Genomic DNA, 16710 nt, shown 5'->3' on the forward strand with positions numbered 1-16710 from the left:
AAATCTTACGCTCAAGCCATAATATGCAGCTCATAGGCTTATACAAAAGCAAGCACCAAACCCGCCACGGCAATCACAGAACCACTCACACGAGTCACTAAAGAGGTACCAATTTTTGCCATCCACTGACCAAAACCTAACCCCACCACATGCAAGCCAGCCGTTGCCAAAGCAAAACCCAGCGCATATTGCAGACCATTAGCATTCAACGGCATTTCCATACCGTGAGCGGCACCATGAAACAAGGCAAAACCACCGGCAATCGCCATGCAAACCACTGTTGGTAAACGCTTAGCGAACAACACCAAAGCGCCCAATACGATGACAGACAAGAGAATCCCTTGCTCAACAAATGGCACGCTCAAACCCGCCACGGCTAAGCCACCACCTAACAACATAGTCATAACAAACGCGGCCGGAATCGCCCACAAAGCGCGACCACCCATGCTCGCTGCCCAAAGACCAATCGCCACCATAGCTAAAAGATGGTCCAAACCACCCATTGGGTGAGCAAAACCCGTCATAAAGCTAGAAGCCTGTTCATGCCCCGGATGAGCCAGAACAGCACCTGACGCCAATAGCGAAGCCGCAACCAATAACCCTTTTGTTTTCAATGTACTTTTTTTCAGTGCATTCATAATCTTTCTCCAAATACTTGATCAATCTGAACTAAACAACCGCTTTCGCCGCTGGTAACTCTTTTGCTTCCAACATGCCTTCCGACACAATAAATTTAATGATGTCGTCCAAGCCTTGGGCTTTTTTAAGATTCGAAAAAATAAACGGACGCTCACCACGCTGGATCTTGGCATCGTGCGCCATCACATCCAAAGACGCGCCAACCAAAGGCGCCAAGTCGGTTTTGTTAATAATCAACAAATCGGATTTGGTAATACCTGGGCCACCTTTACGAGGAATCTTATCCCCCGCAGACACGTCGATCACATAGAGAGTCAAATCCGACAGTTCAGGACTAAAAGTCGCACTTAAATTGTCACCACCGCTTTCCACAAACACCAGATCCAATTCACCATGGCGTTCTAACAATTGATCAATCGCCGCCAAATTCATCGACGCGTCTTCACGAATCGCCGTATGCGGACAACCGCCCGTCTCAACCCCTAAGATACGATCTGCATCCAAGGCTTGATGCTGGGTTAAAAACTTCGCATCTTCTTGGGTATAAATATCATTGGTCACCACGGCAATGTTGTAGTGGTCACGCATCGCACTGCATAAAGAACGCAGCAACGCGGTTTTACCCGATCCAACCGGACCACCCACACCAATTCGTAACGTTTGTTTTTTCATACTAGGTTCCTTTTAAAAATACATTAGAAATCTTATGGTTGTTATTTCTGTTCACAACATTACAAAACCAAAAACGTAGGTCAGATGAGCCGAGGAACGAGGCGTAATCTGACAATGCGTATACGACCAAAACGGCACATTACGCTGCGCTTATGATGCCCTACCAAACCAAAACAGCATTTAACCCAATCAATCCAAACGCACCAAACACGTAGGCCGGATAAAAATACACTTAAGAACGAAACAGCCGCGAATATTGTGTTTCGTGTTGCGCACTGGCAATGGCGATGGCGGGTAAGCCTGCGCCAATGCGGTCTTCTTCAATGGTTAACGACATGGCAATGGCCTGTCGAATATCTGTCTGTAACTCCCCTAACAATTCTTGCGCTTGGGTTTGCCCAAGGGGAACCAATTTGGTCGCGGCGGCGATTTGGTTTTCCAACCAAGACCAAGCAAAGCCCAGTGAAGCCAGATCGGCTTTCAGGTTCCAATGGCTCGCGGCAATGGCAAACAAGGTGACAAAGCTCATCTGATCTAAGCGCTTAAACGGTGTCTCTATGTGCAAACTGCCCATTAAACGAAACAAGGCTTCGCCCATGGCGGTGTCGTTTAAACGCAGCTCTTTGGTTTCTCGGCAAGCCAAAACCAAGTCATTTAGCTCGAACAGTCGCTCGGCATCATTGTGTTTTGCCGCCACCATGCAACGCTGCAATACGGGCAAGTCGATTCGCGCCACAGATTGCTGCAGCTGCAAACCAATCCAGTCGGACACCTCGGCTTTGTTTTTTACCCAGCCTTGGTCAATGGCGTATTCCATACCTTGGGAAAAGGCGAAACCGCCCACTGGCAAACCGACGCTGCTTAACTGCAAAAGCCGCAACAAACTAATATCAGTGGTGGCAATGTTAGTGGTGACTATGCCCATGACTATAAGCTCCAGATTCTGGGACAAACACGCCCTCTTCATGGGTCACGATCAAGCCCAGCATGTGCAGCATGTCTTCTAAAACGTGGTCAGGTTTGATACGCAACCAGCGTTCGCCAATCTGGATTTTGGTGTGGCGATTGCCTAAGTGATAACAAGCTTTCGAAAAAGCTTCCCAGTCTTCGCAGCTAGCATGAGCCACGTCTTCCACCGCGCCATTAACTTGCACTATCTTGCCGCATTCAGACTTTAAAAATTCACCAACTAACAAGGGCTTACCACGCTCAAGAAAAACACGAACTTCTTCGTTGTTATCGCCCACCAGCTTTAAGCGCCCACGATCACGCTGTTCGTGCGTTAAGGTTACTGTGGTATGAACGGGATCGTGACAATGAGTACCTAATCTTTCGTAAATATCTAGCATCGTATGTTCCTAAAAAAACGTTCCTAAAAGAGTCTCTAAAAAAGACTTCTCTAGAATAATGTATACAGCTGAGCCAAGGGCAAGACTTCCGCAGGCTCACAGGTTAATAATTCGCCATCCGCGCGCACTTCATAGGTTTGCGGATCGACGGTAATGTTCGGCAGCCAGTCGTTGTGAATCATGTCGAGCTTGGAAATATTGCGCGTGTTTTTACAGGCCACCAAAGTACGATCCAAACCAAGGGATTCTTTTAGACCATTATTCAGTGCCGCCTGAGAAACAAAGGTCACGGAGGTCGCCGCCGCTGCCTTGCCGAACGCGCCAAACATAGGACGATAATGCACGGGCTGTGGCGTCGGAATAGAGGCATTTGGATCGCCCATTGGCGCACTGGCGATCATGCCGCCTTTGATGATCATCGAAGGTTTCACTGCAAAAAAGGCAGGACGCCATAAGACCAAATCCGCCAGTTTGCCTGGTTCAATCGAGCCCACTTCGTGGCTGATGCCGTGGGCAATCGCTGGGTTAATGGTGTACTTAGCAATGTAGCGACGAGCACGGAAATTGTCCGCCCCCAGCGCTTGGTCTTCTGGCAATAAACCAAACTGCTGCTTCATTTTGTGGGCGGTTTGCCAAGTACGCGTCACCACTTCACCGACTCGTCCCATGGCTTGGGAATCAGACGAAATCATACTGAACGCGCCACGATCATGGAGAATGTCTTCTGCGGCAATGGTTTCTTTGCGAATACGCGAATCGGCAAAGGCCACGTCTTCTGGAATATTGCTATCTAAATGGTGACACACCATCAGCATGTCTAAATGCTCGTCTACCGTGTTGCGCGTATAAGGGCGCGTTGGATTGGTCGACGATGGCAAAACATTTGGATTACCCGCCGCGCGAATAATATCGGGAGCGTGACCGCCGCCTGCGCCTTCTGTATGGTAGGTGTGAATCACGCGATCTTTAAAGGCATCAATGGTGCTGTCGACAAAACCCGATTCGTTCAAGGTGTCGGTGTGAATCGCCACTTGCACATCGTATTTTTCCGCCACACTCAAACAACAATCAATCGACGCGGGCGTGGTGCCCCAATCTTCGTGTAGTTTCAGACCACAAGCACCCGCCTCCAGCTGCTCTTCTAAGGCTTCTGGCAAACTGGCGTTGCCTTTACCCAAAAATCCCAAGTTCATCGGCATGCTGTCGGTAGCTTGTAACATCTTGCCAAGATACCAAGGACCCGGCGTACAAGTGGTCGCTTTGGTTCCCGTTGCAGGCCCTGTGCCACCGCCAATCATGGTGGTGACGCCAGAGGTTAAAGCTTCTTCAATTTGTTGCGGACAAATAAAGTGAATGTGCGCATCGATGCCACCGGCGGTCAAAATAGAACCTTCGCCAGCGATAACTTCGGTACCCGGCCCAACCACAATATCGACGTTATCTTGCACGTCTGGGTTGCCGGCTTTACCGACTTTAAAAATGCGGCCTGCTTTGATGCCAACGTCGGCTTTCACAATGCCCCAATGATCCAGCACCAAGGCGTTGGTAATCACCAAATCTACGGCAACATCATTGGTCACTTGGCTTTGTCCCATGCCATCGCGGATGACCTTGCCGCCGCCGAATTTCACTTCGTCGCCATACACGGTGAAATCTTTTTCCACCTGAATCCAAATATCGGTATCGCCTAAACGCACGCGGTCGCCCGTGGTTGGGCCGAACATTTGCGCGTAACTGTGTCTATCCATCTTTGCCATTATTGCGCTCCTGCCAGTTTGCCCATGACGTCACCACGGAAGCCATAAATGGTTTTCGTGCCGGCGTATTCGACCAACTCCACTTCGCGGCCTTGGCCGGGTTCAAAACGCACCGCCGTGCCAGAAGCAATGTTCAGACGAAAGCCTTTCGTCACAGCACGATCAAAGGACAAAGCGGGATTTACTTCGTAAAAATGATAATGGGAGCCAATTTGCACAGGACGATCACCGGTATTTTCGACACGAACTTTCACCGTTTTGCGGCCCACATTGAGTTCAATATCACCCGCGGCAACCTGTATTTCACCTGGAATCATGGGGGTTCTCCTTCCCTAATTTATAGGATTATGAACAGTGACTAACTTGGTCCCATCAGGAAACGTCGCTTCCACCTGCACTTCATGGATCAATTCCACTACGCCGTCCATCACTTGTTCCGCGCTTAATACGGTTTTGCCATAGGCCATTAACTCCGCCACGGTTTTGCCATCGCGAGCGCCTTCGATAATTTCCATAGTGATGTATGCCATGGCTTCGGGATAATTCAATTTAAGGCCGCGATTCAAACGACGTTCTGCCAACAAGGCCGCGGTAAATACCAGCAGCTTGTCTTTTTCTCTTGGGAGGAGTTCCATTTTTATGCTCCGTTACTTCACTTTATGATTGTTTTTGTTGAACCAAAAAAGAGCAGCCGCCCCCTTTTAGGTCGACCGCGCTTTTTTTAGGTCGACCAGATCCTCGGTTCATTGGATTCTTTGTTCATTAATGCGGGACGAATATCGCGCCAGCACTGAATAAATAGCTGTTTTACTTGTTCTGAATCATCGTGAAGGCTACGAACTAAGATGTACTCGCCTACCATGCTTACGCCACTTAATGATCCATGTTGGGTACAGTGCTGACGTAAAGAATCGATCAATTCGTCGTGATTGACTGAATCAAACGGCCCCGCAATCATCAAACCATTGATCGGCTTGCCATCCAGTCCGGCTTTGGCGGTAAAAATGGCTCGACTGTTATCATCTATCACCAAGCGCTCTCGCACTTTAAGACGACCGTTCTGACGAATCTGAAAGCCTTGCTCTGCGTGGCCTTCGCCAAAATCTTCTTTATTGGCAGGCAAGCCAAAACAGGTGATTTCCCAGCCGATGAACTTGGCGTTGTCAGCCAAATCAATGCAGTTTTCTAGACGAGTATGCGCATTCGGATAGAGGATGGTTTCTTGTGGCAACCATTCCATTAAGCTGTTCTCAGCGACGTTCAACTGGGTAATTTGATGTTGTAAGGTTTTGTCTTTACGAGCACGATAAACACGACCAGCCCCCGGCGTAGTAATTAAAACGTGTGTATTTTCAGCTAAGTTCGCTGTAATCGTGAGGCGATCTCCCGACACCAAACCGCCCGGTGGATGCAATAAATAGACATGCGCCGTGTCTCGACCTTCTGGGTAAAAGGGCTTCTGCACATACAAAGGCCCCTTGTGATCACAGGTTTTCAACACGGTACCGCGAGTTGTTTTACCAAAGCCTAAGGTCAGAAACGCATGCCAGTGTGAAGCTTCCCCCATCACTGACATGTTTGTTTCTGGCAACGGCTTTGGGTCGTATTGTTCTGCCAAAGCAAGATTATGTTTATTATTCATGGATGCCCTATAAGCGTCTTTCGCGTGGCTGCTGATTCCACTTAATGCAAAAATCACACCGCCAAATACTGCTTTATCAAAGTATCATTAAGGTTTTCCATTTTATCCGCCGCCACAATGCGCCCCTTTTCCATCAGGCGAAATTCTTTCCCTACGCGACGAGCGAAGCCGAGCTTTTGTTCTACCAAGATAACGGTCAAACCTTCCTCTGCATTGAGCTTTAAAATCACATCGCCAATTTGTTTCACAATGTTGGGCTGAATGCCTTCATTAGGTTCGTCCAAGATTAAGACTGTTGGCTCTAACACCAAGGCACGACCGATGGCCAGCTGTTGTTGTTGACCACCGGATAAATCGCCACCACGACGATGCAACATGTCTTTCAGTACTGGAAAAAGCTCAAAGATTTTCTCTGGGATGTCTTTCGGGCTGTCTTTGGTACGTTTACTTCGCACTGGCAAACCAATACGCAGGTTCTCTTCTACCGTGAGCATGGGAAAAATATCTCGGCCTTGAGGCACATAACCAATGCCTGAATACGCGCGCTTCTCTGCGCTTTGCTTATTTAGGGTTTCGCCTGCCATGGTGATCTCACCATTTTGGATGGGTAACAATCCCATGATGGCTTTTAGCAAGGTGGTTTTACCCACACCGTTGCGTCCCATGATGCAAGTAATGGAGCCAGGGACTATCTCTAAATCCAAGCCCCAAAGAATTTGCGTACCGCCGTAAAGTTGATCAACCTTGTTAATGGATATCATGCATGTTCTCCTGCCGCAGCCTCTTCACCAAGGTACACTTCAATCACGTCTTTGTTACTTTGAATCTGATTCATGGTGCCTTCGGCCAACACAGAACCTTGGTGCAATACCGTTACCGTGCGCGCAATACTGCGCACAAATTCCATATCATGCTCGACCACAATCACCGTTCGCTCTCCCGCTAAAGACGTTAGTAACTCCGCCGTGCGTTCCGTTTCTTGGGCCGTCATGCCCGCCACCGGTTCATCGATCAACAAGAGTCTTGGCTCAGCCACCAGCAACATGCCGATTTCTAACCACTGTTTTTGACCATGGGACAAGGCACCCGCCAACATAAATCTGTGCTTGGCTAAACCTATGGTTTTGAGTACCTCGTCTATGCGGTCGATTTGTGTCGGTGTTAAACGCGAGAACAAGGTTGGCAAGACACGCTTGTCGGTTTTAAGGGACAACTCTAAATTATCGAACACGGTTTGCTCTTCAAACACGGTGGGCTTTTGAAATTTACGACCTATGCCAAGCTGCGCAATTTCCGCTTCGTCTTTGTTCAATAGGTTGTGATTTTGCCCAAAGAACACCGTGCCGGAATCACACTGAGTTTTGCCGGTAATCACGTCCATCAAGGTGGTTTTTCCCGCCCCATTGGCACCGATCAAACAACGTAATTCGCCATCGTTCACGTAAAGGTTGAGATTATTTAACGCCTTAAAACCATCGAAGCTCAGATTCAAACCTTCTACATAGAGAATCACCTGATTGTCGACATTCACCGTGGCTTGCTCTGGCGCCAGAAAAGGCCAAACCTGATCACGGCGGAAGAATTCACGGGTACTGTCTAACGTTTTAGAGGGTAAGGTACTCATGCTTGCGACTCCTTATTCATAACGCTATTTCGCTTGGCCTTTAGCTGCCCGTACAAACCCATCAAACCTTTTGGCAAATACAAGGTCACCAGCACAAACATGGCACCCAAGGCGAATAACCAAGCATCTGGCATAATCGCGGTAAAACGGGTTTTCGCGTAGTTCACCAACAAAGCACCGATCACCGCACCAATCAAGGTGCCACGACCGCCCACCGCGACCCAAATCACCATCTCGATAGAGTTAATCGGAGAAAATTCACCAGGGTTGATAATGCCCACTTGCGGCACATACAAAGCGCCTGCAATGCCGGCAATCACAGCGGAATAGACAAACAACCAGACCTTGTAACGATCGGTACGATAACCAATAAAGCGTGAACGAGATTCCGAATCACGAATCGCCAACACCACCTTGCCGAGACGAGAGGACAAGATCTTCTGGCTGACTACGAAGATCACCGCCAACAGAATCGCGGTGATCAAAAACAAAGCAACCCGCGTGCTATCCGCTTGTAAACTGAAACCAAGGATTTCTTTAAAATCGGTTAGACCATTGTTGCCACCAAAGCCCATTTCGTTGCGGAAGAACGCCAGTAACAAGGCATAGGTTAAGGCTTGCGTCATGATGGACAGATACACGCCAGTCACCCGAGAGCGGAACGCCAACCAACCAAACACAAAAGCCAACAACCCAGGCACCAATACTGCCATCAGCATCGCGAACCAGAACTGATCCATGCCCAGCCAAAACCATGGCAATTCTTTCCAATCCAAAAACACCATAAAGTCAGGCAGTAAAGGATTACCATAAACCCCGCGATCACCGATTTGGCGCATCAAATACATGCCCATCGCGTAACCGCCCAAGGCGAAAAACGCCCCGTGGCCTAAACTCAAAATACCGCAATATCCCCAAATAATATCTACCGCTAACGCCAACATGGCGTAGCACAAATATTTACCCAAAAGCGTGATGGTGTACGTGCTGACATAGAAGGCCGAGTCGGCGGGTAAAAACAGATTCGCTGCCGAAGCAAGAATCGTCACACTCAATAAAATCACCACAAATGGCAGAGTGTGCTTGCCCGTCGAGCGTCCTTCAGAAAACCAAGCTGTAAGACGTGTCATTCTGCCGCCCTCCCTTTTTGTGGAAAGAGTCCCTTAGGACGTTTTTGGATAAAGAGAATAATGAACACCAACACCAGAATCGCAGCGAGCACCGCGCCCGTGGTGGGTTCAAGAAATTTCGTTGCGATGCCCAAAGTAAAGGCCGCGACTAACGTACCCAACAAGTTACCCACGCCACCAAACACCACCACCATGAAGGAATCGATAATGTAAGATTGTCCCAAGTTAGGTCCTACGTTGGTCAATTGACTCAAGGCCACACCGGCAATACCCGCGATACCAGACCCCAAACCAAAGGTCATTGCATCCACCCAATGGGTTTTCACGCCCATAGCCTTTGCCATGTTGCGATTTTGCGATACCGCACGCACGTTTAGACCAAGAGAGGTTTTCTTCAAGACGATCACCAAGACGATGAACACCAGCAAAGCAAAGGCCAGAATGTACAAACGGTTCAATGTCAGAGACAGCACAGGGTTAATTTCCCAAGAGCCACTCATCCAGCTAGGCGTGGACACCTGACGGTTAAGCGGTGAGAAAATCGTCCGTACCAACTGCTGCAAAATCAGACTGATACCAAAGGTCGCCAGCAAGGTTTCCAATGGACGACCATGCAAGCGGCAAATAACCAATCGCTCAATCAATACGCCCATCAAACCAGACACCAGAAACGCCGCAGGAATCGCCACCCAAATCGAATAGTCGATGTAATTCGGCATGATCAACTGCACCACGTAGGTGGTATAAGCCCCCAACATGATCATTTCGCCGTGGGCCATATTGATCACGCCCATCACCCCAAAGGTAATCGCCAAACCGATGGAAGCAAGCAAGAGCACTGACCCTAAACTCAGGCCAAAAAATAACTGATCGACAAAGGCAAAACGATTCACTCGTTGCGCGATTTTCTCTAACGCCGCATTCGCCGCACTTACCACCGCGGCATTGCCGTCACGAGTCAATTGCGTCAGAAGATTTCGTACATCGCTTTCTAAGCTGGTAGACAGGGTGTCAATCGCCGCAATGCGATTAGACGGCGCTAATTGCGTTTGCGCAGCGGTATTCATCGCCAGCGCCAATGCCATGGCTTCTTTGACTTTCTTGTTGGTTTCGTTGGGGTACAAACTTTCCAATGTCGCCACCGTCTCTTGATCAAGTTTAGACAAGAGTGAACGTACCGCACTTTCACGAACGCTCGGTGACTTCGCACTTAACTGAATACGAGCAATGGCATTGCGCAAATAGACGCGTAAGGTGTTATTAACTCGAATCTTATCCACATCGGATTTACTAAGATCAGCAACAACTTGCCCCGTTAACAAGTCTTTGTAACGAATTACTCCACTCACCTCAACTTGCGCGACAAGCTGTTTACTTGTCTTGATATAGTGCAGACTGCCCTCAACTAAATATTGAAAAATCGGCAACACGGCCTCTTCTGATGTCGCTTCTATTTCGACTAAAACAGGCACCATATCGTTCATTTTCACCTCGGCTAACTTTATCAACAGAGGATCAAGATCGGTCGATTCAGCCGCAAAAGTAGGCAGGGATAAGAGCCCAAAAAGACAGCAACAAAGTGCAATACAATGTCTCAAGGTGATACGTCTTAAGGTCATATGTCTCAAGGTCATACTCCGTGGGTCGGAAAGTTTATTGCGCAAGCACTCAAACGCTGAGGCTAAAAAAAGATAAAAAATAAAAGATAAAAAGCATGCATGGCTAAAAAAGCTCTCTGACTAGACATTCTCACGTGCTAGACAGAGAGCAGACATCACCCTGGGAGGGTTAAGTTAGTAATTTTGTCCAGAACAAGTTTTTGTGACCGTGTTGTAGTTACCGCACTTGATCGGTGCCGTCCAATCTGAAATCAGATCTTTAGAACCTGGCAAGAAGTCAGACCAAGCATCACCCGGCACCACACCATCGGTTTTCCAAACCACTTCAAATTGACCATCGTCTTGGATCTCGCCAATCAGTACAGGTTTGCTCAAGTGATGGTTTTTGTTCATCACCGCAACACCACCGGTTAGGTTTGGCACGGTTTGCCCTATCATGGCTTGTTCCACCGCATCAACGTCTGTGGTACCGGCTTTCGTTACCGCGTTAGCCCACATTTTGAAACCGATGTAAGTCGCTTCCATTGGGTCATTGGTGACGCGGTCAGAATTTTTGGTGTACGCATGCCATGCTTTGATGAAAGCTTCGTTTTCAGGTGTTTCCACACTTTGGAAGTAGTTCCACGCCGCCAAATGCCCCACCAGCGGTTTTGTATCTAGACCAGAAAGCTCTTCTTCCCCCACAGAGAACGCCACCACTGGGATGTCTTCAGAAGACACACCTTGATTACCCAATTCTTTGTAAAAAGGGACGTTGGCATCACCATTGATGGTGGAAACCACTGCGGTTTTCTTGCCTTCGCCACCGAATTTTTTGATATCAGACACAATCGATTGCCAGTCAGAATGACCGAACGGCGTGTAGTTAATCATGATGTCTTGTTCAGCAACGCCTTTGCCTTTTAGATAAGCTTCAAGAATTTTGTTGGTGGTACGAGGATAAACGTAATCGGTACCGGCCAGCACAAAACGCTCTACGCCCAAGTCGTTCATCAAATAATCCACCGCAGGAATCGCCTGTTGGTTTGGCGCCGCACCAGTGTAGAACACGTTTTTAGACGACTCTTCGCCTTCGTACTGAACTGGGTAGAACATCAAACCGTTCAACTCTTCCAATACAGGCAGCACCGATTTACGAGAAACCGATGTCCAACTACCAAAAATCACATCCACTTTGTCTTTGGTTAACAACTCACGACCTTTTTCTGCAAACAATGGCCAGTTTGAGGCTGGATCAACCACCACAGCTTCGATCTTCTTACCTAACAAACCACCCTTTTTGTTTTGCTCATCCACCATCATCAAGACAGTGTCTTTTAACGTGGTTTCAGAAATCGCCATGGTGCCAGACAAGGAGTGCAACACACCGACCTTGATCGTGTCTGCCGCTAGCGAAGGAAGCGCAATAAGCGTTGCACCAGAGAGCACAATCGCAGAAGTAAGCGTTTTGATTTTCATAATTGGAGCCGTCCTATTGTGATTTATAATATTGTTGAGTGTTTAGACGAGGTTTGAAAACCTCAAATCCGTAACACCAGTATTAAAAAATCACCACTAGAAAGGTATGCGCGAAATGACTTAGACCTATACGTCATTTGACGTATAGGGCGGTTTTGTGTCTTTGGAAGGCTAGGGAGGGTTTGCCCCCCCCCTTATAAACAAGGAGAAGGGGCAGACTGTAGTGTCGCTCAGAGGGTCTTGTTCTCAGGTAACACCATTGGTGGTTCCATGCGGAGGCATTAATGAACGTCATGTTGATTTGCGACCATCCACTAACACCTCGAACTCACTTCATCCTTCAACGCTGGATCACGCCACTTCCCTTGGGGAGGCAATACGTCGACCTTCATAACGCACCAATATCACCCGAAAACGCATAATCAAGATCACCGCCAACAAGGTCAACCCCGCCCCCAAACCAATGTAAAAACCGCGCAGCGATAAGGTCTCCGCCCAAGGGCTGTAATGGGACAACCAAAAACCAAACGGAATACTCAAACCGAACAAAGACACCGCAAACGCGATCATGGTAGAACGCGTATCACGGAAGCCTCGCAACGCCCCGGTAAACACCGTCTGCAACATATCAGGGAATTGATAACACGAAGAGATCAACAAGATACTCGCCGCCAGCGCCACCACTTCCGCATTATTGCTGTAGATAAATGGAATCTGCTCATGAAACACCTGAGTAATCACAAAACAGCTACTCACATAAGTAAGACCTAACCACACAATCACACGAATGCGCTTTCTCACCCCATCAACGCCTTCTTTCGACATGGCCTTCGCCACCACAATCGCCGTTACCGCACTCATCGCCATCATAGGGGTAAACAAGAAAGACGTATAAGACATCACAATCTGCCCGCCGCCTAATGCCAAATCACCAAAAGACGAAATCAGCCACGTCATCGACGAAAACAGACCCACCTCGAAAGCAAAAGCAAAGCCCGCCGGCGCACCAACATTTAAAAGAATCGAAAATTTACGCGTATAACGCCATACCAAGCGCGTAAACAGAGGCGTTTTATTAAGAAAACGGTCATACACAAAAAACAACGCCACCGCCAAATACAAAGACAAGGCAGACGCCAACGCCGCGCCTTTTGCCCCCATTTCAGGGAAACCGAAATTGCCGAAAATGAGCACATAGTTAAACAAGATATTCAGTACTAAACCAAAGCTCGCCACAAACAAAGGAAAGCCCGGACGCCCTGCCGCTTCAAACAAATTCTTGTACGCCGTCATTAACGCCAACATCGGCAACGCAGGGGCAAAAATATACAAATACGTCACAGAAACCTGTCTCGTCTCTTCTTCTGTGGCCATCAGTCCCGCAAAATACGGCAAAATCGTAATGGCAACTAAACTTGCCAACACCCCAAGCCCAACAGACAACCCCACCGCTTGCGACATATACAAATTAACCAACTTTGGCTGACGACCATGCAAATGCCGCGTCACCAAAGGCGTAATGCCAAACGTTACCCCAATCAAAAAGCACCCAACCGGCAACCACAAGCTCGACGCCAAGCCAACCGCCGCCAAATGCAAAGCGCTGTAATGGCCCAACATAATGGTATCGACCACACTGATCGACAACTCCAATGTCATCGTCAACACCATAGGAAACAACAAATGCAACACTTCACTCAACACCGGAAAACGCTTAACCACAAACCACCACCGACTATCCATAGAAAACGCAAAAAAACAACCGAGTAATTTACCATTGATCGCCATCCATTGCACCGTTGGTCAGGTTTATTTCACTTTCCCATGAAAGTAGGTCGGATGAGAGGAGGAACGAAGCGTAATCCGACGTTTACCCTAGACACAACACACAACTTGTATTTACACCGCAATACCGAGAAAATGCCGCTTCAACACCATACCAATCAAGATTTCTTATAACGCCACATTCGCGACTTTCAACTTTTCCGTAATTTGCAGAAAGTAATCTACAGACCATAACGCCAACGAGTCGGGATCCGTAATAAACCGGACAACATCTTGTTTAGCACTGGCGATATCCAATTGTGTAATTTTGCTTACTAACAATTGCTTAAACATATCCTCATTCAAATCAATATCCGCAATATCACCGCTTTGCCTAGCTCTATTGGCAAAATGGGAGAGATTAATAGGGATGCCACGCCGAACGTACCATTCAAAATCATACCAGTCACGGCCTTTTACCCTATTGAGCCAAGGCCTAAACAATAGAGCATGCATCTTACCGGCAAATAAATCAGATGGTTGGAAACACTTCACATAAAATGAAAAGGGTTCCAATAACAACTTTTCTTGTGTAACAAAACCCAAAGGTGGATCAATATCCACTTCAAACTTGATCTTAACAGGCCGATCTGTCAGCAACGAAATATCAAAAATTTGGCTATGGCTTTTCAAAAAAGCAGATTCAATCTGATTGGTCGACCTTCTGGCTTTTTGAGTAATATCAACTTCAATACCAAGTGACATAAACTCGTCTTTAACCGCCTTAAAATAAGGATCAAGGGTAAAACTATTATCAGGAGCAAGTAATGAAAAATCTAAATCTTCAGAAAACCGGGGTAATCCATGAAAAATACGTAAACAAGTGCCGCCATAAAACGCCGCTTTCTGAAAAAAACCACCTCTATACAACCCCGCCAGCGCAATTTCTTGCATGACTTCGCGTAACGCTTGATCTGCCTCTGCCTCGCTGGAAAGTGAATATTTTTGCAGCATTTGCTTTAACACGATAACGACTCCAATAAGTTAACCAATAACCCCAACAGAGCCGTCTTGGTTCCGCTTTCTGCGAGATTCTTTACCAAAGTAACATCAAACTGCGCCAACTCAGAAAAGTCCAAACGCAAATCCTGCTGCAAATAATTCTCCAAACCTTTAACAGAATAGACTCTTAAATTACGTGTTAATAAAAGGGTATCGCACAGAGCTTTTTCTGGTGACGCCATTAAATAACGCACATTGTCAGCCGATGTTACTTGAATGATCCCCAACGAGTAATAAGGTAACGGCAAATGGGTATACGAAAAACGGCCAACATCACTTTGATAAAATGTCGAACGCCTAGTCGTCACCGAAGAAACCTCAACCACTCGTTCAGGAATCAGCCCATGATAAAACAAAGCGTAATCCAGAGAGACATAAGAAGGTCCATACAGTACATTCGCAATCAACGGTAATGACCACAACTCACCGCTCGTCTGTGGCGAAACGACATACAGCCCACGCTTAATCTGCAACAAACAACCTTGTTGCAACCAACGATGTATTTTGTCATTTGGCGTTTTGTAATCATGTAATACCGCCAACAAACTACTATGCTGGATAGGCACACAACCAAACGTTTTTAAAAGATCTTCGCTCACTAGAAAAACCTACATTTTTACATGGTTAATCGGATTTTATCAGATTAACCATGTAAAAAATACGATATCAAGCATCAATAAACACAAACAAAATCCCCCCAACCCCAATCACCCGTAGGCCGGATGAGATGAGGAACGAGTCGTAATCCGGCATTTACCTTAAACACAACACCAAACTTGTATTTACCAGTAAATACCGAGAAAATGCCGCTCTTATTTTTATCAAGTACCTTCTGTCTAGGAAGACCATGCCCACATGACTATTATCGCGACACTCGGCCCACTACTCATCGCATTACTCTTTGGCTACTGGGTAAACATCAAACTCTTCACCCCAGCTCGCGTAGCAAAAGGACTCGAACAACTTGTCTATCTTATACTCGGACTCATCGGTTTCAGTTTGGGAGCCTTGGACAACCTTGCCGAAAAGTTATTCATTGCCGGCTACCAAGCATTGGTTTTCTTTGCCCTCATTAGCGTCATCAGCCTAACAGGGCTCTATTTAAGCGGCTTACGCTTTGGTGGCACACACGCCGACAGCTTGGCCCAAGGCCCAAGTGACAGCAAAACTCATGCACTGATTGACGCACTCAAAACCATCGCTTGGGTTATTGGTGGCGTCGTGATCGGCATGTTTGCCAAAGACTGGCTCACAGGTGTTGATGAACTGGTCACTGGCTTGCTTTACGTACTGCTGTTTTTGATTGGCTGCCAACTGCGCCAGGGCAACCATCGTTTGCGCAAACTTTTCCTCAACGTTCAAGGCGTCATCATCGCCCTCGTCACCATCGTCACCACCCTATTAGCAGGCTGGATTGGCAGCCTAATTCTAGGACTGAGCTGGAACCAAGGACTCGCCGTGGTCTCTGGCTTTGGTTGGTATAGCCTATCAGGCATCCTCATTACTGGCTTAGGCGACCCAGTGCTCGGCACAACGGCTTTCTTGCTCGACCTAAGCCGGGAAATCCTTGCCCTTATGCTGATTCCTTTCTTAGCGCGCCTCAACAGCCACATGTCAGTCGGCTATTCCGGCGCCACCGCCATGGACTTCACCCTCCCCATGCTAGGCAAATTTCATGGTGCACAGATCGTCCCCGTCTGCATCGCCAGCGGCTTCATCATGAGCATACTCGTGCCAATACTGATTCCGCTGTTTATGGGAATAAGTTAAAAAAACACGACCTTTTCGCGTTTGTCGGCTTTTAGGCCGACAAAAACGAATCATCTTACTTAGGCCAACAGTCAACAGACTGTAAAGACTCACGAATAAACAAAACGGCTTTAGCAAACACTGTCATGCTTGTGTAAAAGCGATTGTCTCAGCAAAGAACAGAGGATTAATCTCATCAAACGTCTTGTGCTTTGTGGAACCGTTCTTGGAATGAAACAAGATCT

General features: G+C 47.5%; 17 protein-coding genes. 1 reads left to right on the plus strand and 16 read right to left on the minus strand.

Annotated features, from left to right (window positions below; all coding sequences use genetic code 11):
* Positions 1-38: 38 nt before the first annotated feature.
* The 16 genes from DK187_RS18780 to DK187_RS18855 form a co-directional block, all read right to left on the minus strand.
* On the minus strand, positions 39-638 hold the full coding sequence (locus DK187_RS18780) for a HupE/UreJ family protein (RefSeq protein WP_111608857.1): 600 nt from the start codon (positions 636-638) through the stop codon (positions 39-41).
* Between the two features lie 31 nt (positions 639-669).
* Entirely contained in the window at positions 670-1311 is a 642-nt protein-coding gene (gene ureG, locus DK187_RS18785) for an urease accessory protein UreG (RefSeq protein WP_111608858.1), read from the minus strand.
* 232 nt (positions 1312-1543) lie between these two features.
* Positions 1544-2236, minus strand: coding sequence for an urease accessory protein UreF (locus DK187_RS18790; RefSeq protein WP_111608859.1), 693 nt, complete (start codon positions 2234-2236; stop codon positions 1544-1546).
* Positions 2217-2660 carry an urease accessory protein UreE gene (locus DK187_RS18795; RefSeq protein WP_072840222.1) on the minus strand — a complete coding sequence of 148 codons (444 nt, stop codon included), beginning with the start codon at positions 2658-2660 and terminating at the stop codon, positions 2217-2219. Before DK187_RS18795 ends, DK187_RS18790 begins: the two co-directional genes overlap by 20 nt.
* 50 nt (positions 2661-2710) lie before the next feature.
* Positions 2711-4417: an urease subunit alpha gene (gene ureC, locus DK187_RS18800; protein ID WP_111608860.1), complete on the minus strand. Its 1707-nt coding sequence runs from the start codon at positions 4415-4417 to the stop codon at positions 2711-2713.
* Entirely contained in the window at positions 4417-4734 is a 318-nt protein-coding gene (locus DK187_RS18805; RefSeq protein ID WP_111608861.1) for an urease subunit beta, read from the minus strand. Before DK187_RS18805 ends, ureC begins: the two co-directional genes overlap by 1 nt.
* A gap of 15 nt (positions 4735-4749) precedes the next feature.
* The gene (locus DK187_RS18810; protein ID WP_072840219.1) at positions 4750-5052 is read right to left on the minus strand and encodes an urease subunit gamma; all 303 of its coding nucleotides are present in this window, start codon (positions 5050-5052) and stop codon (positions 4750-4752) included.
* Between the two features lie 86 nt (positions 5053-5138).
* A complete protein-coding gene (locus tag DK187_RS18815) occupies positions 5139-6059 on the minus strand; it encodes an urease accessory protein UreD (RefSeq protein ID WP_111608862.1) in 921 nt (306 codons plus the stop codon).
* A gap of 53 nt (positions 6060-6112) precedes the next feature.
* Positions 6113-6820: an urea ABC transporter ATP-binding subunit UrtE gene (gene urtE, locus DK187_RS18820; protein ID WP_111608863.1), complete on the minus strand. Its 708-nt coding sequence runs from the start codon at positions 6818-6820 to the stop codon at positions 6113-6115.
* Complete coding sequence (gene urtD, locus DK187_RS18825) at positions 6817-7683, minus strand: urea ABC transporter ATP-binding protein UrtD (protein ID WP_111608864.1); 867 nt, start codon at positions 7681-7683, stop codon at positions 6817-6819. The genes urtE and urtD overlap by 4 nt, the downstream gene beginning before the upstream one ends.
* The gene (gene urtC / locus DK187_RS18830; RefSeq protein ID WP_111608865.1) at positions 7680-8813 is read right to left on the minus strand and encodes an urea ABC transporter permease subunit UrtC; all 1134 of its coding nucleotides are present in this window, start codon (positions 8811-8813) and stop codon (positions 7680-7682) included. Before urtC ends, urtD begins: the two co-directional genes overlap by 4 nt.
* On the minus strand, positions 8810-10432 hold the full coding sequence (gene urtB, locus DK187_RS18835; RefSeq protein ID WP_111608866.1) for an urea ABC transporter permease subunit UrtB: 1623 nt from the start codon (positions 10430-10432) through the stop codon (positions 8810-8812). Before urtB ends, urtC begins: the two co-directional genes overlap by 4 nt.
* Before the next feature lie 174 nt (positions 10433-10606).
* Entirely contained in the window at positions 10607-11890 is a 1284-nt protein-coding gene (urtA, locus tag DK187_RS18840) for an urea ABC transporter substrate-binding protein (protein ID WP_111608867.1), read from the minus strand.
* 351 nt (positions 11891-12241) lie between these two features.
* Complete coding sequence (locus tag DK187_RS18845) at positions 12242-13678, minus strand: MATE family efflux transporter (protein ID WP_223232232.1); 1437 nt, start codon at positions 13676-13678, stop codon at positions 12242-12244.
* A 165-nt stretch (positions 13679-13843) separates the two neighbouring features.
* Positions 13844-14680, minus strand: a complete 837-nt coding sequence (locus DK187_RS18850) for a nucleotidyl transferase AbiEii/AbiGii toxin family protein (RefSeq protein ID WP_204355662.1) — start codon at positions 14678-14680, stop codon at positions 13844-13846.
* Entirely contained in the window at positions 14674-15315 is a 642-nt protein-coding gene (locus tag DK187_RS18855; protein WP_111608868.1) for a type IV toxin-antitoxin system AbiEi family antitoxin domain-containing protein, read from the minus strand. The genes DK187_RS18850 and DK187_RS18855 overlap by 7 nt, the downstream gene beginning before the upstream one ends.
* A 256-nt stretch (positions 15316-15571) precedes the next feature.
* Between DK187_RS18855 and DK187_RS18860 the strand changes: the two genes are divergently transcribed.
* Positions 15572-16486: a LysO family transporter gene (locus DK187_RS18860; RefSeq protein ID WP_111608869.1), complete on the plus strand. Its 915-nt coding sequence runs from the start codon at positions 15572-15574 to the stop codon at positions 16484-16486.
* Positions 16487-16710 lie beyond the last annotated feature (224 nt).

Source organism: Marinomonas arctica (genome assembly GCF_003259225.1).
Taxonomy (GTDB): Bacteria; Pseudomonadota; Gammaproteobacteria; order Pseudomonadales; family Marinomonadaceae; genus Marinomonas; species Marinomonas arctica.